The organism is Schumannella sp. GW821-FHT10F01, from assembly GCF_058809295.1.
Window position 1 is genome coordinate 13,858 of sequence record NZ_JBXASM010000016.1, and the last position, 22,108, is coordinate 35,965.

At 73.7% G+C, this 22,108-nt stretch carries 20 protein-coding genes; 4 read left to right on the plus strand and 16 right to left on the minus strand.

Annotation, left to right across the window (positions count from 1 at the left end):
• Position 1 precedes the first annotated feature (1 nt).
• The 3 genes from AC1RSJ_RS15130 to AC1RSJ_RS15140 are packed head-to-tail and all read left to right on the plus strand — an operon-like array spanning position 2 to position 3,254.
• Positions 2–1,294, plus strand: a complete 1,293-nt coding sequence (locus tag AC1RSJ_RS15130) for an MFS transporter (RefSeq protein ID WP_493119268.1) — start codon at positions 2–4, stop codon at positions 1,292–1,294.
• Positions 1,291–2,304 carry a TolB-like translocation protein gene (locus tag AC1RSJ_RS15135; protein ID WP_493119269.1) on the plus strand — a complete coding sequence of 338 codons (1,014 nt, stop codon included), beginning with the start codon at positions 1,291–1,293 and terminating at the stop codon, positions 2,302–2,304. Before AC1RSJ_RS15130 ends, AC1RSJ_RS15135 begins: the two co-directional genes overlap by 4 nt.
• Positions 2,301–3,254, plus strand: coding sequence for a glycosyltransferase family 2 protein (locus AC1RSJ_RS15140; protein WP_493119270.1), 954 nt, complete (start codon positions 2,301–2,303; stop codon positions 3,252–3,254). Before AC1RSJ_RS15135 ends, AC1RSJ_RS15140 begins: the two co-directional genes overlap by 4 nt.
• Here AC1RSJ_RS15140 and AC1RSJ_RS15145 read toward each other — a convergent pair.
• Genes AC1RSJ_RS15145 through AC1RSJ_RS15165 form a run of 5 tightly spaced genes read right to left on the minus strand, consistent with a single transcriptional unit; the run spans position 3,193 to position 7,665 of the window.
• Positions 3,193–4,662, minus strand: a complete 1,470-nt coding sequence (locus AC1RSJ_RS15145; protein WP_493119271.1) for an O-antigen ligase family protein — start codon at positions 4,660–4,662, stop codon at positions 3,193–3,195. The genes AC1RSJ_RS15140 and AC1RSJ_RS15145 overlap by 62 nt on opposite strands.
• Before the next feature lie 40 nt (positions 4,663–4,702).
• Positions 4,703–5,404: a YveK family protein gene (locus AC1RSJ_RS15150; RefSeq protein WP_493119272.1), complete on the minus strand. Its 702-nt coding sequence runs from the start codon at positions 5,402–5,404 to the stop codon at positions 4,703–4,705.
• Complete coding sequence (locus AC1RSJ_RS15155; RefSeq protein WP_493119273.1) at positions 5,401–6,096, minus strand: hypothetical protein; 696 nt, start codon at positions 6,094–6,096, stop codon at positions 5,401–5,403. Before AC1RSJ_RS15155 ends, AC1RSJ_RS15150 begins: the two co-directional genes overlap by 4 nt.
• 58 nt (positions 6,097–6,154) lie before the next feature.
• A complete protein-coding gene (locus tag AC1RSJ_RS15160; protein ID WP_493119274.1) occupies positions 6,155–6,808 on the minus strand; it encodes a polysaccharide deacetylase family protein in 654 nt (217 codons plus the stop codon).
• Positions 6,805–7,665, minus strand: a complete 861-nt coding sequence (locus AC1RSJ_RS15165) for a glycosyltransferase family 2 protein (protein ID WP_493119275.1) — start codon at positions 7,663–7,665, stop codon at positions 6,805–6,807. Before AC1RSJ_RS15165 ends, AC1RSJ_RS15160 begins: the two co-directional genes overlap by 4 nt.
• Before the next feature lie 99 nt (positions 7,666–7,764).
• On the opposite strand from AC1RSJ_RS15165, the gene AC1RSJ_RS15170 reads away from it, so the two are divergent.
• Positions 7,765–8,631, plus strand: coding sequence for a hypothetical protein (locus AC1RSJ_RS15170; protein ID WP_493119276.1), 867 nt, complete (start codon positions 7,765–7,767; stop codon positions 8,629–8,631).
• A 15-nt stretch (positions 8,632–8,646) separates the two neighbouring features.
• Here AC1RSJ_RS15170 and AC1RSJ_RS15175 read toward each other — a convergent pair whose 3' ends face one another.
• From AC1RSJ_RS15175 to AC1RSJ_RS15225, 11 genes are all read right to left on the minus strand, one after another.
• The gene (locus AC1RSJ_RS15175) at positions 8,647–10,191 is read right to left on the minus strand and encodes a DUF4082 domain-containing protein (RefSeq protein ID WP_493119277.1); all 1,545 of its coding nucleotides are present in this window, start codon (positions 10,189–10,191) and stop codon (positions 8,647–8,649) included.
• A gap of 155 nt (positions 10,192–10,346) precedes the next feature.
• A complete protein-coding gene (locus AC1RSJ_RS15180; protein ID WP_493119278.1) occupies positions 10,347–12,065 on the minus strand; it encodes a hypothetical protein in 1,719 nt (572 codons plus the stop codon).
• Positions 12,066–12,069: 4 nt separating this feature from the next.
• Positions 12,070–12,327, minus strand: coding sequence for an acyl carrier protein (locus tag AC1RSJ_RS15185; RefSeq protein ID WP_493119279.1), 258 nt, complete (start codon positions 12,325–12,327; stop codon positions 12,070–12,072).
• A 49-nt stretch (positions 12,328–12,376) separates the two neighbouring features.
• On the minus strand, positions 12,377–13,603 hold the full coding sequence (locus AC1RSJ_RS15190; protein WP_493119280.1) for a pyridoxal-dependent decarboxylase, exosortase A system-associated: 1,227 nt from the start codon (positions 13,601–13,603) through the stop codon (positions 12,377–12,379).
• The gene (locus AC1RSJ_RS15195; protein ID WP_493119281.1) at positions 13,600–15,183 is read right to left on the minus strand and encodes an acyl-CoA ligase (AMP-forming), exosortase A system-associated; all 1,584 of its coding nucleotides are present in this window, start codon (positions 15,181–15,183) and stop codon (positions 13,600–13,602) included. The genes AC1RSJ_RS15190 and AC1RSJ_RS15195 overlap by 4 nt, the downstream gene beginning before the upstream one ends.
• Entirely contained in the window at positions 15,180–16,517 is a 1,338-nt protein-coding gene (locus AC1RSJ_RS15200) for a glycosyltransferase family 4 protein (RefSeq protein ID WP_493119282.1), read from the minus strand. The genes AC1RSJ_RS15195 and AC1RSJ_RS15200 overlap by 4 nt, the downstream gene beginning before the upstream one ends.
• Positions 16,514–17,716 (minus strand): rhamnosyltransferase WsaF family glycosyltransferase, encoded by a 1,203-nt coding sequence (locus AC1RSJ_RS15205; RefSeq protein WP_493119283.1) that lies wholly within the window; start codon positions 17,714–17,716, stop codon positions 16,514–16,516. The genes AC1RSJ_RS15200 and AC1RSJ_RS15205 overlap by 4 nt, the downstream gene beginning before the upstream one ends.
• Positions 17,713–19,308: an oligosaccharide flippase family protein gene (locus AC1RSJ_RS15210; protein WP_493119284.1), complete on the minus strand. Its 1,596-nt coding sequence runs from the start codon at positions 19,306–19,308 to the stop codon at positions 17,713–17,715. The genes AC1RSJ_RS15205 and AC1RSJ_RS15210 overlap by 4 nt, the downstream gene beginning before the upstream one ends.
• The gene (locus AC1RSJ_RS15215) at positions 19,305–20,360 is read right to left on the minus strand and encodes a glycosyltransferase family 2 protein (protein WP_493119285.1); all 1,056 of its coding nucleotides are present in this window, start codon (positions 20,358–20,360) and stop codon (positions 19,305–19,307) included. The genes AC1RSJ_RS15210 and AC1RSJ_RS15215 overlap by 4 nt, the downstream gene beginning before the upstream one ends.
• Positions 20,357–21,475, minus strand: coding sequence for a DegT/DnrJ/EryC1/StrS family aminotransferase (locus AC1RSJ_RS15220; RefSeq protein WP_493119286.1), 1,119 nt, complete (start codon positions 21,473–21,475; stop codon positions 20,357–20,359). Before AC1RSJ_RS15220 ends, AC1RSJ_RS15215 begins: the two co-directional genes overlap by 4 nt.
• Complete coding sequence (locus AC1RSJ_RS15225) at positions 21,472–22,107, minus strand: NeuD/PglB/VioB family sugar acetyltransferase (protein ID WP_493119287.1); 636 nt, start codon at positions 22,105–22,107, stop codon at positions 21,472–21,474. The genes AC1RSJ_RS15220 and AC1RSJ_RS15225 overlap by 4 nt, the downstream gene beginning before the upstream one ends.
• Position 22,108: the final 1 nt, after the last annotated feature.

Below are 22,108 nucleotides of genomic sequence, written 5' to 3' on the forward strand. Positions count from 1 at the left end.
CGTGTACATCTCTCTCAACGACGCCGCCGCGAAGGGCGAGCCGGGGCCGAAGACCCGCAAGGGGATGGTCCGCGTCTCGTCGACCGTCGTCACGCTCGGCATCGTGAGCATGCTGACCGACATCTCCTCGGAGTCGGTCGCCGCGATCCTGCCGATCTACATCACCGGCGCCCTCGGCTTCGGCACGGTCGCCTACGGCGTGATCGACGGCATCTACCAGGGCGTCAGCGCCGTGGTGCGCATCGGCGGCGGCTACCTCTCCGACCGCGCCGACCGTCCGAAGTGGGTCGCGTTCGCGGGCTACGGCCTGTCCGCGATCGTGAAGGTCTGGCTGCTGCTCGCCAGCGGGTTCGCGGCGATCGCCGCGGTGATCGCCCTCGACCGGATCGGCAAGGGCATCCGCACGGCCCCGCGCGACGCCCTCATCACGGCCTCGTCGCAGCCGGAGACGCTCGGCCGCTCGTTCGGCGTGCACCGCACCCTCGACAACATCGGGGCCGCGGTCGGCCCGCTGCTCGCGTTCCTCATCCTCTGGCTCGTGCCGAGCGGGTTCGTGCTGATCTTCGTCGCCTCGCTCGTCTGCGCCGCGATCGGCGTGATCATCCTCGGCCTGCTCGTTCCCGACCGCCGCCCCCGCCGCGAGCAGGCGGCGACCGGCGCGCCGCGCCCGCCGCTGCGCTTCCGCGACCTGGCCGACCCCCGCCTGCGCCGGGTCGTCGCCGTGGCCGGCATCCTCGCCGTGCTCACGGTCGGCGACGGCTTCGTGTACCTCTCGCTGCAGGCCCAGGGCGGCCTCGCCGCCCAGTTCTTCCCGCTGCTCTACGTCGGCACGAACGTGGCGTTCGTCGCGTTCGCCGTGCCGATCGGGCGCCTGGCCGACCGGATCGGACGCGGCCGCGCGTTCGTCTTCGGACACCTCGCCCTCCTCGCCGCCTACCTCTGCACGCTCATCCCGGTCGGCTCCGAGGGCGGCACGGCCGCGATCGTGACCCCGGCCGGCATCGCCGTGCTCGTGGCGGCCCTGCTGCTGCTCGGCGCCTTCTACGCCGCGACCGACGGCGTGCTGGCCGCGCTCGCGGGGCAGTTCTCGCCGGAGGGCGGCACCGCCACCGGCATCGCCGGGGCGCAGACCGCCGTCGCGCTCGGCCGACTCGTGTCGGCCGCCGGGTTCGGCATCCTGTGGGCCGTCATCGGCCGCGAGCCGGCGATGGCGATCGTCGCGGTCATGCTCGCCGTCGGCGTGCCGATCGCCTACCGGGTGCTGCGGCCGGTGCTCGGGAGCCGCACCGCATGACCCGCCGCGTCCGCCTCGTCCTGGCCCTCGTGCTCTCGGGCGCGCTCCTCGCCGGCGCCGTCGTCTACGGCGCCGTCGCCGTCGCCTCCTACCGCGCCCGCGCCGATGCCCCGAGCGAGGCGCAGACGGCCGACGCCGCGACGTCCGGCGACCGCATCGTCTTCCGCAACACGGCGGCGGGCCGGGGTTACGGGCTCGTCTCGTCCGTGCCGCTGGGCGATCCGGAGGGGGCGCGCAGCATCGGCTCCGCCGCCTGCGACCGCGTCGACGAGTCGCACGGCTACCGGATGTGCCTCCGCATCGACCGCGGCGTCGTCACGACGTTCACGGCGGCGCTGCTCGACGAGAGCGGCAAGGAGCTGCGCACCTGGCCGCTCCCCGGCATCCCGAGCCGCACGCGGATGTCGGCAGACGGCACGAAGCTCGCCTTCACCGCGTTCGTGACGGGCGAGTCCTACGGCTCGGTCGCGTTCTCGACGCAGACGATCATCTCGCCGGTGGAGGGCGCCGACTACGGCAACCTCGAGACCTGGGACCTCGAGGTCGACGGCCAGCCGATCACCGCGTCGGACCGCAACTTCTGGGGCGTCACGTTCGACCCGCACGACGACGACGTGTTCTACGCCACCGCCGCCTCGGCCGGGCACACCTGGCTCGTGAAGGGCAGCATCGCGCAGAAGCGGATGACGGCGATCCGCGACGGCGTGGAGTGCCCGTCGATCTCGCCGGACGGCACCCGGATCGCCTTCAAGAAGCGCACCGCGACGGCGCCGGCGATCACGTGGACCGTCGCCGTCTACGACCTCGCGACCGGGAAGGAGACCGTGCTGCCCGAGCCGCGCACCGTCGACGACCAGGTCGAGTGGCTCGACGACGACACCGTGCTCTACGGCCTGCCCCGCGAGGGCGCCGCCGGCGACTACGACGTCTGGGCCGCCGCCGCGGACGGATCGTCCGCCCCGAGGCTGTTCCTCCCGCACGCCTGGTCGCCGTCGGTGGTGCGGGGATGACCGCCGCCGCCGGGTCCGCCTCCGGCGCCCTGCCCCGCGTGGCGATCTGCGTCGTCACCTATGAGAGCGCGCCGCTCATCGCCGACCTCGCGGCGTCGCTGCCGGCCGGCGCGGAGGGCGTCGACTGGACGCTCGTCGTGGCCGACAACGACTCGGCCGACGACACGATCGCCCAGGTCGAGCGGCACGCGCCCGACGCGCTCGTCGTCCGCACGGGCGGCAACCTCGGCTATGCGGGCGGTGTGAACGCGGCGATCCGCGCCGCGGGCCCGCGCGACGCCTACCTCATCCTCAACGCGGACGTGCGCCTCGACCCCGGCTGCCTCCGCACGCTCGTCGACAGCATCACCCCGCGGATCGGCATCGTCGTCCCAGCCCTGCGCGACGCCGAGGGCGTGCGCATCTGGTCGCTGCGGCGGGCGCCGAGCGTGCTGCGCGCGTGGGGCGATGCCCTGTTCGGCGCCGAGCGGGTCGGCCGCATCCGCGCGCTCGGCGAGATGGTGACCGATCCGGCGGAGTACGAGTCGGCCCACGCGATCGACTGGGCCGAGGGCTCGACGCAGCTCGTCAGCGCCGCGTGCCTCGCGACCTGCGGCGAGTGGGACGAGTCGTACTTCCTCTACTCGGAGGAGACCGAGTACGACCTGCGGCTGCGCCGGCACGGTCTCGTCGCCTGGTACCAGCCGGCCGCCGGCGCGCAGCACCTCGAGGGCGGCTCCGCGGGCAACGTGCGGCAGTGGTCCCTGCTCGTCGCGAACCGGGTGAAGTTCTTCCGCTCGACCCACGGGCCGGTCGCCGGCGCCGCGTTCTGGCTCGCGACGCTCGCCCGCGAGGGCAGCCGCGCCGCGCTCGGCAAGGCGACGAGCCGCGCCGCCGTGCGCGACCTGCTCAGCCCTCGGCGCCTCCGTCAGGCCCGCGGCCCGCAGTGGCTCGCCGACGCGCGAGCCTGAGGGTCACGCGCGCCCGTCGGGTGAGCCGCACGCCGTCCGCCGCCTCGTCGAGGTCCGGCGACGGCGCGAGACCGGTCCCGTCGGCGCCGAGCGCGGCCGTGTCGGCGCCGATCGTGCGGATGGCGCCGCAGAGCCCGAGGATCATGAAGAGCAGCCCCGCGGACTGCGGGAACGAGAGCCCGTCGAAGAACGCGAACAGCACCGCGATGTTCAGCGACGACGCGGCGAGCGCCCAGCCGAGCAGCCGGACGCCGGGGTCCGTCGACCGGCGGCGCGCGCTGGCGCCGCTCCAGATCGCGGAGGCGAACAGGGCCGCGAACGCGAGCACCCCGAGGATGCCGAGCTCGATGGCCATGAGCACCCACTGGTTGTCGAAGATGTAGTACCGGGGCAGGAACGTGCCGAACCCCGCGCCGACGAGCGGCGACGACCCGATGAAGTCGGGGGCGCGGCTCAGGCCGCCGGTGCGCGACTGGGTGCTCGGGTCGCTCGCCGCGCCGGCGAACAGCTGCAGCGTCGTGGAGAGAAGTCCCGGGATGGCGATCACCGCGGCGGCCGCGAGCACGACGCCGCCGGCGATGACGACCCCGCGGTAGCGCCGCGGCAGCACCGGCAGCATGCTCAGCGCCGCGACGCCGAACCCGATGATCGCGGAGCGGGAGACCCCGATGAGCGCGGCGAGCGAGATGAGCGCGACGATCACCCAGCCGGTCCACCGTCCGCGGGTCGCGTTCCAGCGGAGCCCGTGCGAGACCGCGGCCGCGATGACGAGCGGCAGCGCGGCGTCGAGCACCGTCGCGTACTCCAGCGGATGGATGGCCGTCCCGGGCACCCGCGCCACCCCGCCGCGCTCGGCGACGCCCGAGTCGGACAGCGAGAGCCCGGGGATGGCCGAGAAGAAGTCGGTCAGGGTGCTCTTCGCGAGGAACTGGATGATGCCGAACAGGGCGAGGAGCCCGGCGCCCATGCCGATCCGGCGGACCACGCGCGACAGGTCGTCCATCGTCCGGACGCCGTCGACCGTCACGAGCAGCACGCCGGCCCACGACAGCAGCCGGATGATCGCCGTGATCGCGGGGCTGACCTGATCGCCGGGCTGGCCGCGGAACACGGCCACGGCGAAGCTCACCAGCGCGATGACCATGATGGCGACGAACGCGTAGCGCACCGGCTGCCGGATGAGGCGGGGGTCGACCGTGCGGGCCTGCAGCCGGGCGACGAACCAGGCCAGCAGCATGACGATGCCCCAGAGCATCGACGGCCGTCCGAGCGAGCCGAGCACGCTGAGCGTCACGGTCGACGGGATCGCGAGCAGCAGCACGAGGTAGACCGTGAGCATCGTGACCGCCGGTCCCGATGCGATGCCGCTCCGGCTCCGGCCGCCGCCGGTGGCGGGTGCGGTCGCCATCCGGTCCACCGCCACGGTCAGTGCTCCCGGCGGGCCGAGGTCATGTGCCGCTCGTGCGTCGCGGACGCCGCCGGCCGCGCGGTCCGACCGGCGCCTCGCCGTTGACCCGGCGCAGCTCCGGCACGCTCCCGGCCGCGGCCTGCCGGCGTCGGCGCGCGCCGAGCCCCTCGAGGAGGCCGGCGACGAAGAGCGTGATGATCAGCACGATCAGGCCGGCCCCGGCGGTCACGAGCGCGCGCGTCCGCTGGATGAGGGTGCTCTCGCCGTCGGTCGTGATCGTCGTGATGTCGATGCGGTTGCCCGCCGTGACGCCGTCGACGTCCTGCAGCTGGCTCAGCATCTCGGTGGTGCGGGCCACGGCGGCGTCGAGGATCTCGGCGGCCTCCGCGTCGCTCGGCGCCGTGACCGTGGTGAGGATCTGCGGACCGGACGTGACCGAGTCGCGGGTGATCGCGAGCTCGGCGCCCGGGTGGCCCTTGAGCAGCGCGTCGATCTCGGACTGCGACGACATCGCCGTGATGAGCACGTCGGCCGCCGGCGAGAGCCCGCCGAGGTAGAGGTACGGGTTGCCGGCCTCGGGGATGGTCGCGACGCCGGGCAGGAGCAGCTGCGTGGCGGTGCGCTCGTAGTCCGGCTTCACCAGCGCCCAGCCCGAGACGGCGACCGCCACGGTGAGCAGCAGTCCCGGAACGACGATGTACCACCGTCGCCACAGTCCGCGCAGCGTGTCCGCCAGGTTCATCGAGTGGGCCTTCCGTCCGGGTGGATGCGCGACGCGGGCCCGTTCGGGCGGCCCGATCGCGCGAGCAGTCGGCGGTCGACGACGACGGCACCCCAGGTGCCGACGATCGCCGCCGCGAAGCCGAGTGCGAGCAGTCCGGCGAGCGTCTCCGACCGCGACGGGACGACGTGGAACACGCGCTTCGTGAGCTCGACGGGCGTGACGCGGATGCGATCGTCGGCGGTCGACACGGAGTCCTGCATCGACGCCGCCGCGCTCGTGATCTGCTGCAGCATCCGGTGCTGCGTGCCGAGCACCCACGCCTCGCTCGGGCCGACGATCTTCACCACGATCTCGGCCCGGGAGTAGCTGGTCGACCACTGGTTGCCGTCGTTCGGCATCGAGACGACGACGCCCTGCCGGAGACCGGCGCCGAAGATCGGCGCGGTGTCCTCGGAGTAGTACTCGGTCGCGACGCCCTCGGACACGGTGCGCGTCACGGCGCCCGCGAACGCGATGACGCTCGAGTCCTTGAGGCCGCTGTCGAGCGAGAGGTTGGACTTGTCGGGCAGCAGGAACGAGACGACCGTGTCGGAGGTGTACACGCCCTGGCCGCTGTGGAGGGCGACGCCGCCGCCGACGGCGAGCAGGAGCGCGAGCGCGAGCACGTACCAGCGGCGCAGCAGGACCGCGCCGAGATCGCGCATGGTCATGATGCCCGCCCCTTCTCCCCCGTCGGATTGTATTCGTCGCCGATGGGTGCTCCGGATGTCATCGGAGCCGCTTCGCCAGGCTCGCGGCGACGTTGCGCACCTCGCGGCGGCTGAGCCGGCCGCTGAGGATGCCGCGCACGGAATCCTCCGTGTCGGCGGACGTCGCGCTGTAGCGGGCCTGCAGCCACGACTCGGGCCGCGCCCGGAACCGGTCGCTCGTGTACACGTGGCGGTAGCCGGCGCGGCGCAGCCGGCCGACGAGCTCCCGGTCGTATCGCCCGAGCGGCATGGCGGCCTCGTCGACGTCGCCCCCGCTCGCCTCCGCGAGCGCCGCGCGGGCGTCGACGAGCTCACGGCGCGCGTCGTCGGCCGAGAGCCCTCGCCACGGCACGTGCGCCCAGCCGTGCGAGCCGATCGACATGCCGGCGCCGCGCAGCGTCCGCAGGTCGGCGGGCGTCAGGCTCGCCGCGTCGTCGAGCCGCCCGGCCAGCGCGAAGAAGGTCGCCGTCAGCCCGCGCTCGGTCAGCGCCGGAAGGGCGATCTCGGCATCCGAGGCGTTGCCGTCGTCGAAGCTGAGGCGCACGTCCGATCGCCCGACGGCGAGGTCGAGCATGCGGAGGAAGGCGTCCTCGCGCACCCAGTAGCGCGCCTCGCCCTCCTCCCGCTCGAGCAGGCAGGTGCCGACGCCGTGGAAGCAGAGGTTGATCGTCATGCGCCGCCCGCCGTCCCGGGTCGCGCGCGCGTGCTCTCGTCGTGGCCCCACGCGTCCGGTCCGGCGTCGACGCGCCGCGCCCGCCGACCCGCGACCGTCGTGAGCACCGCGTAGGCCACCGCGGGGGCCCAGAGCCCCGGATGCGGCGCGGCGACCCGCAGCCACGCCCAGCGGCTCGACGGCCGCACATCGGCGCTCACGGCGCCGGAGGCCGCCGCCGCGCGCATCTCGGCGTTGCCGCGGCGCACGCGCACGAGCCGTCGCAGCAGCGCCCGCGTCGTGAACGGGGTCTCCACCGTCACGACGACGTCGTCGACCACGAGCCGCTCGGCGTCGCCGAACTGGGCGTCGAGGAAGAGGTCGTCGGCGATCATGGCGGGGAACTCGCCGAAGCGGGCGCGACCGGCCTCCGACAGCGTGATCATCCCGCGGCCGAACAGGCCGGTGCGGAAGACCGGGAGCCGGGCGTTGACGGCGAAGTAGGCGCGCACCGGCCACGGCCGCCCGGCGACGTCGAGCCGCCGCCGCGGCACGACCACGAGCGGCGCCGGCGTGCGGTCGAAGCCCGCGAGCACCGAGCGGAGCCCGCCGTCCGCCACCACGATGTCGGCGTCGAGGTAGATGCGCGGGAATCCGGTCGCGACGGCATCGCCGGCGTTCAGCGCCCCCGTCTTGCCCGGCTGCTCGCGCTCGAGCACCGTCACCCCGCGCGATCGCGCGACATCGGCCGTGCGGTCGGAGCAGCCGTTCGGCACGACGACGATCGCGCCCGCGTCGAGACCCTGCGCGAGGAGCGCATCGAGGCACGCGCCGATCACCCGCTCCTCGTTGTGCGCAGCGATCACCACGCTCGGCATGACGCGACCCTTCCGTCGTCGAGGCCCTGCGGGGACGTGCCGCCTCGGGATACCAGATTACTGTGCGAGCGGTGCTCATGACTGCCGTAGCATGCGCGTGTGGCCCCTGCCCGCGCGGAACTCCGGCCGATCACCGGCGACGACACGGCCGCGGTCGCCGCGTTCCTCACCGCCGAGCTGAACGAGCGCGTGCCGCCCTCCGGCTGGATGGCGCTCCTCGACCCGCCCTGGGGGTCGCCCTGTCCGAACCGCGGCTTCCAGCTCGTGGCGGACGGTCGCGTCGTCGGCGCCTACGCGGCGGTCTACTCGGAGCGCCGCACCGACGCGGGTCCGCTCCTCGTCTGCAACCTCGCGGCTTTCAGCGTCGTCGAGGAGCACCGCGCGCAGAGCTTCCGGCTGCTGCGGGCGCTGCTCGGGCAGCCGGGGCTCGTGTTCACCGATCTCTCCCCGAGCGGGAACGTCGTCGCCCTCAACGAGCGGATGGGCTTCGCGCGGCTCGACACCGCCACCCGCCTCGCCGTCAACGTGCCGTGGCCCGCGCCGCGCGGCGTCGCGATCACGGGCGATCCCGCGGCGCTGGCCGCGACCCTCCGGGGCCGGGACGCCGAGGTCTTCGCCGATCACCGCGCCGCGCCCGCCGCGCGGCACCTGCTGGTGACGCGGGGCTCCGACTCGGCCTACCTGCTGTTCCGGAAGGACCGCCGCAAGGGCCTGCCGCTGTTCGCGACACCGCTGCACGCCGGCGGCGACCGGGAGCTGCTGCGTCGGGCGTGGCCCGCCGTGGGCGCCCATCTGCTGCTGCGCCACGGCGCCCCGGCGACGCTCGCCGAGCGCCGCGTGCTGGGGTTCGCGCCGCCGCGGAGCGTGGAGCTGTCGAACCCCCGCCCGAGGATGCACCGCGGAGCGGGCCTCGGGGCGGGGGATGTCGACTACCTCTACAGCGAGCTCACGCTCGTCGAGTGGTGACCTCCGGCTGACGGGTCAGTTCGCGGCGGCGACCGCGCCGCCGTTGTCCCAGGTGTTGTTCGACCAGACGTTGCCCGGCGCGCTCTTGTCGAACGACGTGATCGGGCCGTAGTAGCCGCACTTGCCGCCGGAGCCGCGCTGGAACACGTTGTTCGTGAACACGATCCCGCTGGTGCCGGCCGAGAACTGCTTGCCGGCCGTCGAGCCGCCGTAGGCGCAGTAGCCGCCGGTGGTCGCGACGAACAGGTTGCCGTCGATCACGTTGCCCTTGACGACCGCGAAGTCGCCGTAGCCGGTGAGCGCGGCCGAGCACCCGGCGTCCGGCGGCACGTCCGGCGCGTCGCAGGAGATCGTGTTGCCGCGGATCACGCTGCCGGATCCCATGCGGATGCCGGACTCGTGGGCCACGCCGGTGCGGTCCGTGAACTGCCCGTGCACGTACGAGCCGGTCACGGTGCAGTTCAGGAAGCAGTTGATCGAGCGGTTGCCGCCGGTCACGTGCACGCGGGTCGCGGTGAAGTACGCGTCGCCGACGCCGGTGCCCATCTGGGCGCCGATGTTCACGGTCGTGTCGCTGATCACGAACGAGCCGGAGCCGTCGGTGTCGGCGTACACCGTGCCGTTGAGCACGGAGCGGCTGATCACGACGTTCTTCGCGCGCACCTCGAGGGTGCCGCAGTTGATCGTCTTGGCGTCGATCACCGTGTTCGCCGCCGTGATCGTGCAGCCGCCGGTGTACGGCGTGAGCGCGGTGCCCGCGGGCACGCCGGTGTTCGACGCGTTCGGGAAGCCGGTGCTCGGCTTGGGGTCCGTGGACGGCGGCGTGGTCGGCGGCGTGGTCGGGCTCGGCGTCGAGGTGGGCGTCGGTGTCGCGGTCGGGGTGTCCGTCGGGTCCGTCGTCGGGTCGTCGCTCGGCGGATCCGTCGGGTCGGCCGGGCCGGACGGGTCGTCGGCGCCCGCCTTGCTGGCGAACACGACGTCGACCCAGTACTGCGAGTTGCGGTACTTGTAGGTCGGGAAGCGCGACTCCGCTCCGTACCGGAACACGCCCGCGCCGGTGGTCACGTCGAGGCTCGGCGTCGCCGACTCGCCCGTGTACTCGTAGGTGGCCGCGTAGCCGCCGTTCGGCGCGAAGTAGGAGGCGACGTACCCGGTGCCGGCGCTGAGCGCGACCGGCTTCGAGAACGAGGCGATCTGCCATCCGCTCGACGACTCGTCGGTGTACTCGGCCGTCGCGAGCTTCGCGCCCTTCGACGACCAGAGGGTCGCGGTGTGCGTGCCGGTCTGCGACGCCGTCTTCCAGAAGCGGATGCCGGTGACGTAGCCGCTCTTCTCCGCGGTGAACTGCGTCCCCACCTCCACGGGCAGGCGGTCGGAGTGCGATACCAGCCGTACCGGCGAGGCGGCGTTCCCCCAGATGGTCTCGGTGGCCGCGTTCGCGGTCGTCGTCGGAGCCCAGATGGTGACGCCGGTGAGCACGGCGAGCACCGCCGCCAGGCCGAGGATGAAGATCGGCTGCAGGCGTCGGGTGGGCTTGATCAGGTGTTTCGGAGCGGTCACGGTGTCGTCCCAGTCATCGTGTGGAGCTTCGGCCGTTCCCATTGATAGGGGGCGCCCGGACGCACTGCAACACCCCGGAACAGGGGTGCCCCTGATTTCCTTACAGTTCGATAAAGATTCCCAGGGTTTTTTCATGTGACCCCCGTTCGGGGGGCCTAGGGGCTCGCGGAGAGCAGATTCGCGGCGAACGCGACCGAGCTCGCCCGCGGTTCGACGCGCCCAGTGAGCACCTCGTCGATCCAGGACGACCGCAGATACGGGCGCAGCACGTCGCGGTCGAGCAGCTCCGGATGCGCCCGCCAGTGCTCGGCGACGCGGCTCGCGAGCACCGTGCCGCCGGCCGGAGCGCGGTTGCCGCGGCGCACCCGCTGGGCCACCTTGCGGCCTGCCTTCCGCACGGTGCTGAGGCTGCGTCCCAGCGAGCTGCGCACCCCCGACTCGACGTACGCGACGGGCGCGGGGCGACCCTCGAGCGGCATCCGGCCGAGCTCCGGGTCGAGCTCCATCTGCAGCGCCGCGAGGAACCTCGAGTGCGCCTTGTCCCGCGGGGCCAGCCGGCCGGCGATCGCGAGGAAGCGCTCGTCGAGCATCGGGTTGACGACGACCCGGCGGTAGCCGACCGCGGTGTCGGTCACCCCGGCCCAGCGCTGCATGCGGTGGCGCAGGTACAGCGCGTCGGTCGCGCGGAACCATTCGGGGCCGCCGCCGTCGAGCGCCGCGAACGCCGCCTCCTCCGCCGTCGAGCGCGCCCAGCCCGCGAACTCCTCGGCCAGCGCGCCCGACTCGACGGCCTCGTTCACGAACATCCGCCAGGCGGCGAGCTGGAGCGCGTCGCGGCGGGTGGTCGGCCGGTCGTCGACGCGGCCGACGTAGTAGAAGCCGCGGGCGACCTCGCCGCCGAGGCCGGAGATCCGCACCCCCTGCTCGAACGCGGACTCCGCGGCGCCGAGCGCGGCCAGCGCCACCGGATCGGACATCGCGTCGAGCTCCGCGGCGGCGGCCAGCGTGCGCCGCCACGCCTCCTCGGGGCCGATCGCGTCGAGTCCGCCGAGCCCGTGCACCTCGTGCCGCAGGCCGCAGCGGTCGGCGATGCCGGCGGCGACCTCGACGTCGCCGTCGCCCGGGATGCCGAGCGTCATCGCCCGCAGCCCGCGGCGCCGTGCCGGCGGCACGGCGCTGAGCAGGATGCGGGAGTCCTGCCCGCCGGTCAGCTGGAGCACCGCGTCGGGCTGCTCGTCGAGCAGGGCGGACAGCGACGCGCGGAGCAGCCGCGCGGACTCCCGCACGGCCTCCTCGAATCCGATCGGCTCGGCATCCGGCGCCTCGGCCTCGGCGATTGCGACGCCGGACGCGTCGAGCCGCGCGACCGCCCCCGCGGCGAGCTTCTCGACGCCGGCGCTGAGCGTGCGGCGTCCGAGCTGCCAGCCGAGCTGCGACTGCACCGCGACCGCGGCGTCGTCGAGCCCGCGGCCGACGACCCGGCCCGCGAGCAGCGCGGACGTCGACAGCACCGCCTCGCCGTCCGCCCCGGACGCGGAGTGGTACAGCTGCCGGAACCCCATCGAGTCGGCCACCATCGTGACCCCCGCGTCGTCGCCGCGCACCGCGGCGAACGGCGGCAGCAGGCGGCCGAGGGCCGCGGGATCCGCGGCGAGCTCCCCGGCGACCACGGGGGCGGGGACGGCGCCCTCGCTGGTGCGGACGACGCGCGACAGGATGCGCACGCCGGGGTCGGACGCCACCGGGTCCAAGCCCCAGGAGCTCAGCGCCAGGGGGCCGCATGCGATGCGGGAGTCGGCGCCGACCGCCGCGGCGACCCGGTCGGCGCCGGCGCCGCCGGCGAGGAAGCCGGGAAGGGGAGCGGCGGAGGTCATGTCATCAGCCCGCGGCGAGCCGCGCGTCGACGTAGTCGGTCAGCGTGCCGACCGTCTCGAACATCTCGGCGCCGAAGTCGTCGTCGTCGATCGTGAAGTCGAAGCGCTCCTCGAGGCCGGCGACGAGCTGCACGACGCCGAACGAGTCGAGCTCGGGCAGGGCGCCGAACAGCGCGGTGTCGCGCTGGAGGTCGTCGGGCTGCTGCGACAGCTCGAGGGAGTCGATGAGCACGCCGCGCACGGCGTCGAGGGAGTCGGTCATGGTCGGTCCGTTCGGAGGTCGGAGGTCGGTGGTGGCGGCGGGCGGCGGGTCAGACGAGCACCTCTGCCGGAGCAGGGTGGCCGAGGAAGGCGGTCGGGCTGGCGGTGAGGCCGTAGGCGCCCTGCTGGAAGATCACGACGAGATCGTCGATCTGCGCCTCCGGCAGGGCGATGTCGTCGCCGAGCAGGTCGAGCGGCGTGCAGAGGCAGCCGACGACGGTGGCCTGCTCGTCGGTGGGCACGTCGGCGCGGTTGCCGACGACGAGCGGGTAGTTGCGCCGGATGGCCTGGCCGAAGTTGCCGGACGCCGCGAGCTGGTGGTGCATGCCGCCGTCGACGACGAGGTAGGTGCGGCCGCGGGAGATCTTGCGGTCGAGCACCTTCGCGACGTAGACGCCGCACTCGGCGACGAGGTAGCGGCCGAGCTCGATGACCGGCGTCGCCTCGGGCAGCCGCTCGGCGATCGGCCCCTCCACCAGCGCGGCGAGCTCCGCGGCCACCGCGGGCAGGTCGAGCGGCTGGTCCCGCTCGGTGTACGGGATGCCGAAGCCGCCCCCGAGGTTGAGGTAGCGCACCGGGGTCGGCAGGTGCTCCGCGAGGGAGGCGACGAGATCGACGGTACGGCGCTGCGCCTCCGCGATGATCTCGGCGTTGAGGTTCTGCGAGCCGGCGAAGACGTGGAAGCCGAGGATGTCGAGGCCCGACGACCCGAACTCGCGGAGCACGTCGGGCACCACCTCGGCGTCGATCCCGAACTGCTGCGGGCCGCCGCCCATCCGCATGCCGGAGCCCTTCACCGCGAAGTCCGGGTTCACGCGGATCGCGACGGTCGGGGTCACGCCGAGCTCGTCGCCGGCGGCGAGCACGCGGCGGATCTCGGTCGTCGACTCGACCTCGACGATGATGCCGGCGGCGACCGCCTGGCGGATCTCCGCGGGCGCCTTGCCGGGGCCGGCGAAGCTGACCCGCTCCGGGCGGATCGTCGAGTCGAGCGCCGCCTGCATCTCGAGGGCTGAGGCGACGTCGATGCGGTCGACGCGGGTCGCGAGGTGCTGCACGACCGCGGGCATCGGGTTCGCCTTCATGGCGTAGCTCAGCTCGACCCGGTCGGGCAGCTCCGCCCGAAGCCGGTCGACGCGCGCGTCGAGGAGGCCGCGGTCGTACGCGAAGAACGGGGTCGAGCCGACGCGGGCGGCGAGCCGGCTCAGCGGCATCCCGCCGACGCGCAGCTCGCCGTCGACCGTCCCGAAGGCGGCGACGTGCTCGGAGGGCTTCATGCGGATACCTCGGTCTTCAGCAGGGTGCGGTCGAACTTGCCGTTCGGCGAGCGCGGCAGCTCGTCGCGCGCGTCGATGCGGGACGGGACCATGTACATCGGCAGCGCCTGCCGCATCGCGCCGAGCACGGCCGCGGTGTCGAGCTCGCCGTCGTGGCCGGTCGCGACGAGCACGATGCGGTGCCCGATGCCGACCTCCTCGACGCCGAGCGCCACGGCGTCGCGCACGAGGCCCGTCGCATACGCCGCCTCCTCGATCTCGCTCGGGCTGACGCGGTAGCCCGACGTCTTGATCATGTCGTCCGTGCGGCCGACGAAGAAGAGGAAGCCCTCCTCGTCGGCGACGACCGTGTCGCCGGACCAGACCGCCAGCTCCGGGGCGCGCCACGGCTGCCCCTCGTGCAGGAGCGGCCGGTAGCGCTCGGCGGTGCGCTCCGGGTCGTTCCAGTAGCCGAGGGCGACGAGCGCGCCGCGGTGCACGAGCTCGCCCTCCTCGCCGGGACCGCAGCGGGTGCCGTCCGGCCGGAGCACGAGGATCTCCGCGTTCGGGATCGCCTTGCCGATCGAGTCGGGGCGGCGGTCCACCTCCGCCGGGTCGAGATAGGTCGAGCGGAACGCCTCGGTCAGCCCGTACATGAGGTACGGATCGGCGGCCGGGAAGACCGCGCGGAGGCGGTCGAGCAGCGTGCGGGGCATCCGCCCGCCCGTGTTCGCCCAGTAGCGGATGCGCGCCGCCGCCTCGGCGGGCCAGTCGACGCCGGCGATCTGCAGCCACAGCGGCGGCACGCCGGTGATGCCGGTGACCCCGTGCTGCGCGGCGAGCTTCGGCACGTCGCGCGGCAGCAGGTAGTTCATGAGCACGCAGTGCGCCCCGACCGCGAAGGCCGTGGTGACCTGGCTCAGGCCGGCGTCGAAGCTCAGCGGCAGGACGCTGAGGATGACGTCGTCGCTCGTGTTGCCGAGGTAGCCGCTCACGCTCTCGGCGCCGACGATGAGGTTGCGGTGGCTCAGCACGACGCCCTTCGGGCGCCCCGTGCTGCCCGAGGTGTACAGGATGGCGGCCGGATCGAGGTCGATCGCCGGCGACGGGACGGAGTCGGACGGCGCGGCGCCCGCCTCCCCGCCGGCGCGCAGGGCGGCGACCGGCACCGGCGCGCTCGGGAGCGCGGCCGCGGCCGCGCCGCCGACGAGCAGCACCTGCTCGATCGGGCCGTCGGCGAGCAGCGGGCCGAGCTGGCCGACGCGGTCCGCGGAGGTGACGAGGAACCGCGCGCCGCTGTCGACCACGATGTGCCCGACCTGCGGCGGCTTGAGGATGTGGTTCACCGGCACGAAGACGCCGCCGGCGAGCGAGGTCGCGAACATCGCGACGACGAGCTCGATCCGCTTCTCCAGCGAGATCGCCACCCGGTCGCCGCGCACGAGCCCGAGCTCGCGGAGCTGGGCGGCCGCGGCGCGGACGTCGCGCCAGAGGCCGGCGTACGTCGCGGTGTCGGCCTTGAACGTCAGCGCGGGCGCGTCCGGGGTCGCCGATGCCGCCTGCTCGAGCAGGTGGTGCACGCTCGTGCGGATCGTCGTCACGGGGCCCTCCGCTCGCGAAGATAGCGGTCGAACTCGGCCGCGTCGTCGAGGTCGACATAGCGGCGGCCCTGCGCGTCGACGGTGCGGCGCTCGCCGGTGTCGGGCACGGCGGGCCCGGGCTGCGAGAACCCGGAGACGTCGTCGAAGACCGCGACGTACGCCTCGGCCTGCGGGCGCCAGTCCAGCTGCGTCGAGACGCGCTCGCGCCCGGCGCGGCCGAGGTCCGTGCGCAGCCGCGGGTCGTCGACGAGCCGCTCGACCGCATCCGCGAACGCCGCGACGTCGCCCGACGGCACGTAGAGGAGCGTGTCGGCGCCCGAGACGCGGGTCTCGACGAGGTCGAACGACACCGCCGGCAGCCCGTAGGACATGTACTCCATCGTCTTGTTCATCGTGGAGACGTCGTTGAGCGGCGTCTTCAGGTCGGGGCAGAGCCCGATGTCCGCGGCGCTGAGGTGCTCCGCGATCGCGACGCGGTCGACCCGGCCGGTGAAGGTGACGTGGTCGTCGAGGCCGAGCTCGGTCGACTGCCGCTTGAGGTCCTCGAGGCAGTCGCCGAAGCCGAGCAGGGTCGCGCGCACGTTCGTGCGGCCGCGACGGTGCACCAGCTCGTCCATGACGAGCAGCACCTGGTCGACCCCGTCCTGCGGGCCCATGATGCCGAGGTAGGCGAGCGTGACCGTGTCGACCGGGCGCGGGCGCTCCGGGTAGATCGGGCGCATCTCGCGGGTGTCGGGACCGCTGCGCACGACCGTGACCTCGTCCGGCCGGCGGTCGCCGCGGCGCACCGCGACGGCCTTGTACGACTCGTTGGTCGAGGTGATCCGCTGCGCGGCCCGGAAGGTGCGGCGCTCGAGCCACTTCAGTCCGGCGTATTGGATGCGCTTGCCGAGCCCCTTCGGCACGCCGAAGCGCGAGATGAACAGCTCCGGGTTGAGGTCGTGGTGGTCGAACACGAACTTCACCCCGCGCGGGCGCCAGAGCAGCGCGAGCAGCCAGTAGGTGTCCGGCGGGTTGCAGGCCTGCAGCACCTGGAACGGCTCCCGACCCCAGACGGCGAGCGACAGGAAGGCCGTGCGCACCCAGCTGTACGCGAACTCCCACACGAAGCCGAGCAGCCCCTTCGCCTCCGGAGCGGGCCTGTACTTGTAGATGTGCACGCCGTCGATCCGCTGCCGCGCCGGGTCGCCCGGTCCCTTCGGGCAGATGACGCTGACGCGGTAGCCGCGTGCGAGCAGCGCCTGGCACTCGAGCCAGACCCGGCGGTCGAGGGGCACGGGCAGGTTCTGCACGATGATGAGGACGTGCGGGCCGGTGTTCGCCGTGGTGGTCATGATCCGTACACCTCGTTCTCGATGATGCGCAGCACGGCCGCGCGCGTGGGCTCCCAGGAGCGGCCGGTCACGGACGCCGCGGCCTGCGCCGCGATCCCGTCGACATCCGCCTGCTCGACGGCGGCGCTGAGCTCGTCGGCCAAGGCCTGGGCGGTCGGCGCCGCCCAGCGTGCGTAGGGGCTCGTCAGCACGAGCCGGGCGAGCTCCAGGTCGTTGAGGACGGGGATGCTGCCCGCCGCGAGCATCTCCTCGGCGACCAGCGTGATGTTCGTGAACGACATCGCGAGGCCCGTGATGGTGCGGCCGTAGAGGTCGTTGAGCTGCGCGCTCGTCAGCCGTCCGTGGAAGGTGAAGGGCACGTCGAGCCCGCGGGGCGGGGCGCCGTAGACGTGGATCTCGTGCTCCGGGTGGCGCTCGTGGAACAGCCGCAGCGCCACCGCGGCGAGCCGGTAGCCGCGGCGCGGGAAGTCCGGCCGCGAGAAGAACACGATGCCCCGGCGCGCGACGGGCGGCGCCGGCGGGTGGTAGGCCGCCGAGTCCGCGCCGAACGGCACGACGTCGTTCGGCAGCCCCGTCTCGCGTCGGATCATCTCGTCGAGCATCTCGCCCAGGGCGATGCGGCGGAAGGGGAGCCGGTAGGTCATCGCCGCGAACTCGTACTCGGCGCCGTGCGCGTAGAAGTAGGGCTCGTAGTCCTGGATGAAGTAGAGCCGGCGCATCGGCGCCGAGCCGTACCGCACGATCACGTGCGTCGACTCCCACGAGGTCGCGACGACGGCGTCGACGCCCTCGATGCCGGCGCGGGCGTCGCGCACCTCGCAGGAGATGTGGGGCCAGTGCTCGCGGATGACCGCCGTGAGCCGCGCGACGTCGAGCCCGTGCTTGTCGTAGAGATAGAGCACGCAGGTGTGCCCGGCTGCCTCCACGGCCTGCACGATGCGGAACAGGGTGGTGTGGCCGCCGGATCCCGGGGCGGGCGGGGTGGTGACCCAGCCGACGACGAGCGGATCCCCGGCGGCCGGCCGCTCCGCCGGCTCCGGCAGCGAGGCGGGGATGCCGGTGAGCAGGTCGCGCGGGTCGAGGTTGAAGAGCAGGTCGTCGGCCTCGGTGGAGCGGTACGCGCGCTGGGCGGCGCGCTGCGCGAGCCCCCGCGGGCCGACCGCGACGGCGCGGCGGAGCTTCGACACGAGCCCGCTCACGGGGTCACGTCCAGTCGGCGCGGCTCGACGGGCACCACCGGCGCGGCCGTCTCCAGGGGGGAGGCGGTGTCGACGGCGGGGACGGCGCCGGCCGGCGGGGCCGGCTCGTCGTCCGCGGTGCCGCCGGCGGTGCGACGCGACCGGCGAAGCAGGCGGGATGCGAGCCCGGCGAGGTCGCCGTACACGGGGCGCGCGAGCAGCGCGGAGACGCCGGCGTGCACCGCCAGCACCCCGAGCCCGGCCAGCACGACCCGCACGATCGGCAGGAGCGGCTCCGTCACGAGCAGCACGCCGAGGCCGGCGGCGCCGCTCGCGAGCACGGTGACGGTGAGGTACAGGAACGGACCCGCGACCCGGCGCACCGGGATGCGGATGACCGAGGCCACGAGCACCCAGCGTCCGAGCGTCGCCGCGACCGCGACGATGAGGAAGCCGACGCCGACCGCGACGAGATCGAAGTGGACGGCGATCGCCGTCGCCGCGACCGTCGCGATGTCGACGATGAGGCCGTAGACGAACCAGCGCCCCGGCTGCCCGAGCCCGTAGAACAGCCCGTTGTCGAGCGTGGCGCCCACGACCACGGCGCCCGCGAGCGCGAGGAACTGCGCGACGCGGAAGCTCTCGTCCCACCCCGGTCCGAACACGATCGGGATGACGAGCGGGGAGGCGACGGCCAGCAGCACGAGCGGCGGCGACATCACCGCGTAGGTCATCCGGAGCGAGCGGAGGTAGGCGGCGACGAGGCGGTCGGCGGAGTCGCGGATCTGCGCGAACGCCACGGTCGTGACCGGCAGCAGCGCGGAGCCGGTGAGCTCCTGCACCGTCTGGATGAGGCGGCGGGCGACGGTGAGGAAGCCGAACGCGGTCAGCCCGAGCGAGGCCGAGATGATCGCGGCCTCGACCGCGGCCCGCACCATCGCGACCGCCTCGATGCCGAGCACCTTCGCGCCGAAGCCGACCATGGTGCGGAACTGCGGCCAGGAGAACATCCACGCCGGCAGCCAGCGGGCCGCGACGCAGGCGAGGACCGTCATGATCAGCTGCGAGGCGAGCGTCTGGCCGACGATCGCCCACACCCCGGTGCCGGTCAGCGCCAGCACCACGGCGACGACCTGGGCGACGATCGAGGCGACGAGCCCCTGGATCGCGAGCGCCCGGAACTGCAGCCGCCGCCGGAGCAGCGCCGTCGGCACCGACGCGGCCGCGGTCAGCAGCACGGTGAGGGCGAGCAGCCGCAGCACCGGGATGAAGTCGGGTGAGTCGAAGAGGAGCCCGAACAGCGGGGCGGCGAGCGCGAGCGCCGCCGTGAGCGCCGCGCCGGCGGCGAGCGAGAACCAGAAGCCGGTGCTCAGCGTCCGGCGGTCCGGGTCGTCGGCCTGGGCGATGTAGGTCGCGAAGCCGAGGTCGCTGATGAGGTAGAAGAACGGGAGCACCGTGGTCGCCGCCGCGACGGTGCCGAAGTCGTCCGGGCTGAGGAAGCGGGTGAGGATCGCGATCGTGACGAGGCTCGCGATGCGCACGAGCCACTTCTGCACGGTGAGCCAGAGCACGCCGGAGGCGGCGCGGTGACCGAGCTCGGAGGTGGCGCTCATCCGCCGTACCTCCGCCAGCGCGCCCACCAGCGGCGGTTCGCGAGGCGACGCGCGACCGCCGTGCCGGCGAACAGCTGCGTGCGGTGGCAGAACGGGGCGCCGAGCCGGCGGCGGCGCTCGAGCGCCCGGTATGCCGGCCGGGCGGTGTGGTCCGGCACCATCTCGGCCGCGAGGTCGACGCAGCGCCGCACCTCGTCGAGGTCCGGCCGGTCGCTCTTCTCGTAGAGCCGGCAAGCCCACCACAGCGCCTGGTCGGCCATCGCCGCGTACACCTTCCCGGTGTCGATGCCGGCGTCGGACGCGGCCTCCGGGTAGCGCTCGAAGAAGTGGTCGAAGACGAGCTTGCGCTGGCGGATGTCGGCGAAGCGGTCCTGGTAGACGCCGTAGCTCATGCTCGCGTCGTGCAGCCGGTAGCGGCCCTGCGGAACGCCGCGCACGTAGCCGATGTCGGCGATCGCCGCGACGCGGAGCCACATCTCGAAGTCGCCCGCGTGGGTGAGCACCGGGTCGTAGCCGCCGGCGTCGAGCTGCACGCTCGTTCGGAGCACGGTGCCGGGCGTCGGGACGACGTTGACGGCCTCGAGGGCGCGCTTGCGCAGCCACTCGCGCCGCGGCACGATCCGATCGCCGACCGGGCCGGTCGAGGTGGTCTTAGACGGGATGCCGTCGCCGAACTCCTCGATGCCGCCGTAGACCATGCCGACGCCGGGGTGGCGCTCCATGATCGCGACGGAGCGCGCCAGCGAGCCGGGCGTCAGCTCGTCGTCCGCGCTGAGCAGCGTCACGTAGTCGCCGTCGGCCCAGCCGAGCAGGCCCTCGTTGTAGGTGGCGATGTGCCCGGCGTTGCGCTCGTGGCGGCGGAACTCCACCTGCTCGTGCTCGCGCGCCAGCCGCTCGCCGGTCGCGGCCGAGTCGTCGGTCGAGCAGTCGTCGATGACGAGCACGCGGACGCGCACGCCCTCCTGGGAGACGATGCTCGCGATGCAGGTGTCGAGGAACCGGCCGTAGTTGTAGCAGGGCACGACGACCGAGACGACGGGCGGCTCGCTCATCGGGATCCGACCACCTCGCGCAGCGCCTGCACCACGAGCTCCTGCTCGCCCGCGGTGAGGTGCGGGAACATCGGCAGCGACAGGATGCGGCCGGCCGCCTTCTCCGTCACCGGGAACTGGCCCTCGCGCCATCCCGCATCCCGGTAGGCGCCGGTCAGGTGCACCGGGGTCGGGTAGTGGATGGCCGCGCCGATCCCGGCGTCGTTCAGCTCCGCGAGCACGCGATCGCGCTCGGGGACCTGGACGACGTAGAGGTGCCACACATCCGCGCTGCCGTCCCGCGGCACGGGTGCGACGACACCGTCTACGTCGCCCAGGAGTCTCGAATAGCGGCTCGCCGCCGCCCGGCGCAGCTCGTTCCAGCCGTCGAGCCGGGCGAGCTTCGCCTGCAGCGCGACCGCCTGCACGGCGTCGAGCCGCGAGTTCATGCCGAGCCGGTCATGAACGTACTTCCTCGCGCTGCCGTGAGCGCCGAGCTCGCGCACGACGCGCGCCAGCTCGGGGTCGTCGGTCAGCACCGCGCCGGCGTCGCCGGCCGCGCCGAGGTTCTTGCCGGGATAGAAGCTCGTCGCCGCGATCGTGCCGAGCGCACCCGCGCGGCCCGCGGTCGACGTCGCGCCCTGCGCCTGCGCGTCGTCCTCGATGACGGCGATGCCGAGGCGCTCGGCGAGCGGCATCAGCCGCTCGACCGGGGCGACCTGACCGTAGAGGTGCACCGGCACGATGGCCCGCGTGCGGCTGGTGACCGCCGCCTCGACGGCCTCCGGGTCGATGAGCAGGTGGACGGGATCGACGTCGACGAACACCGGACGCGCCCCGATGCGGGAGGCGGCCTCCGCCGTCGCGATGAACGTGTTCGCCGGGATGATCACCTCGTCGCCCGGTCCGACGCCGACCGCGCGGAGCGCGAGCTCGACGGCGTCGGTGCCGTTGGCCACGCCGACGCAGTGCTCGACGCCGGTGTACTCGGCGAAGCTGCGCTCGAACCGCTCGACGGGCTCGCCGCCGATGAACCCGGCGCTCTCGAGCAGCTCGCGCCAGCCGGCCAGCACCTCGTCGGCGACCTCGGCCTGCTGCGACACGAGGTCGAGGAACGGAACCCGCATCTCGCTCATCGGAGACCCTTCTCGACGAGACGGCGGGCGGGGACGCCGGCCCAGATCTCGTCATCCGGCACGTGCGACAGCACCGCCGCACCCATGCCGATCGTGGAATGTGCACCGATGCGCAGCCCCTGGCGCACGGCGGAGTTCATGCCGAGATAGGCGGCCTCGCCCACCCTGACGGTGCCCCCGAGCGCCACGCCGGCGGCCAGGGTGGCGTAGTCGGCGAGCTCGTCGTCGTGGGTCAGTACCGCATTCGGCATGATCACGACGTGCTCCCCGATCCGCACGCCGGCGGTCGCGACGACCCCCGGCAGCACGATCGAGCCGTGGCCGACCTCGGTGCCCTGGGCGAGCACCGCACGCGGGTGCACCGCGGTCGCATAGCGGGTCGCGGGCACGCCGAGGCCGGTGAGCCGGCCCACGATCGCCCGCCGGGCGACCCCCTGGCCGGCGCACACCAGCAGCCGCTCGCGGCGCCAGGCCGCGTCGGCGATCGCGCCGATGACCTCGACGCCGCCGACCCGCGTGCCGTGGCGCGCCGGGTCGTCGTCGAGCAGCCCGACGACGCCCTCGACGGCGCCCGTGGCGATCACCTCGCGGGCGAGACCCCCTGCTGCCAGCAGCAGCACCCCCCGGTCCACG

Bases quoted from the DNA above. Each gene is read 5' to 3' on its own strand.
- AC1RSJ_RS15135 (WP_493119269.1), top strand. From the start codon at position 1,291: ATGACCCGCCGCGTCCGCCTCGTCCTGGCCCTCGTGCTCTCGGGCGCG.
- AC1RSJ_RS15140 (WP_493119270.1), top strand. From the start codon at position 2,301: ATGACCGCCGCCGCCGGGTCCGCCTCCGGCGCCCTGCCCCGCGTGGCG.
- AC1RSJ_RS15145 (WP_493119271.1), bottom strand. From the start codon at position 4,662: ATGGCGACCGCACCCGCCACCGGCGGCGGCCGGAGCCGGAGCGGCATC.
- AC1RSJ_RS15150 (WP_493119272.1), bottom strand. From the start codon at position 5,404: ATGAACCTGGCGGACACGCTGCGCGGACTGTGGCGACGGTGGTACATC.
- AC1RSJ_RS15155 (WP_493119273.1), bottom strand. From the start codon at position 6,096: ATGACCATGCGCGATCTCGGCGCGGTCCTGCTGCGCCGCTGGTACGTG.
- AC1RSJ_RS15160 (WP_493119274.1), bottom strand. From the start codon at position 6,808: ATGACGATCAACCTCTGCTTCCACGGCGTCGGCACCTGCCTGCTCGAG.
- AC1RSJ_RS15165 (WP_493119275.1), bottom strand. From the start codon at position 7,665: ATGCCGAGCGTGGTGATCGCTGCGCACAACGAGGAGCGGGTGATCGGC.
- AC1RSJ_RS15180 (WP_493119278.1), bottom strand. From the start codon at position 12,065: ATGACCTCCGCCGCTCCCCTTCCCGGCTTCCTCGCCGGCGGCGCCGGC.
- AC1RSJ_RS15185 (WP_493119279.1), bottom strand. From the start codon at position 12,327: ATGACCGACTCCCTCGACGCCGTGCGCGGCGTGCTCATCGACTCCCTC.
- AC1RSJ_RS15190 (WP_493119280.1), bottom strand. From the start codon at position 13,603: ATGAAGCCCTCCGAGCACGTCGCCGCCTTCGGGACGGTCGACGGCGAG.
- AC1RSJ_RS15200 (WP_493119282.1), bottom strand. From the start codon at position 16,517: ATGACCACCACGGCGAACACCGGCCCGCACGTCCTCATCATCGTGCAG.
- AC1RSJ_RS15210 (WP_493119284.1), bottom strand. From the start codon at position 19,308: ATGAGCGCCACCTCCGAGCTCGGTCACCGCGCCGCCTCCGGCGTGCTC.
- AC1RSJ_RS15215 (WP_493119285.1), bottom strand. From the start codon at position 20,360: ATGAGCGAGCCGCCCGTCGTCTCGGTCGTCGTGCCCTGCTACAACTAC.
- AC1RSJ_RS15220 (WP_493119286.1), bottom strand. From the start codon at position 21,475: ATGAGCGAGATGCGGGTTCCGTTCCTCGACCTCGTGTCGCAGCAGGCC.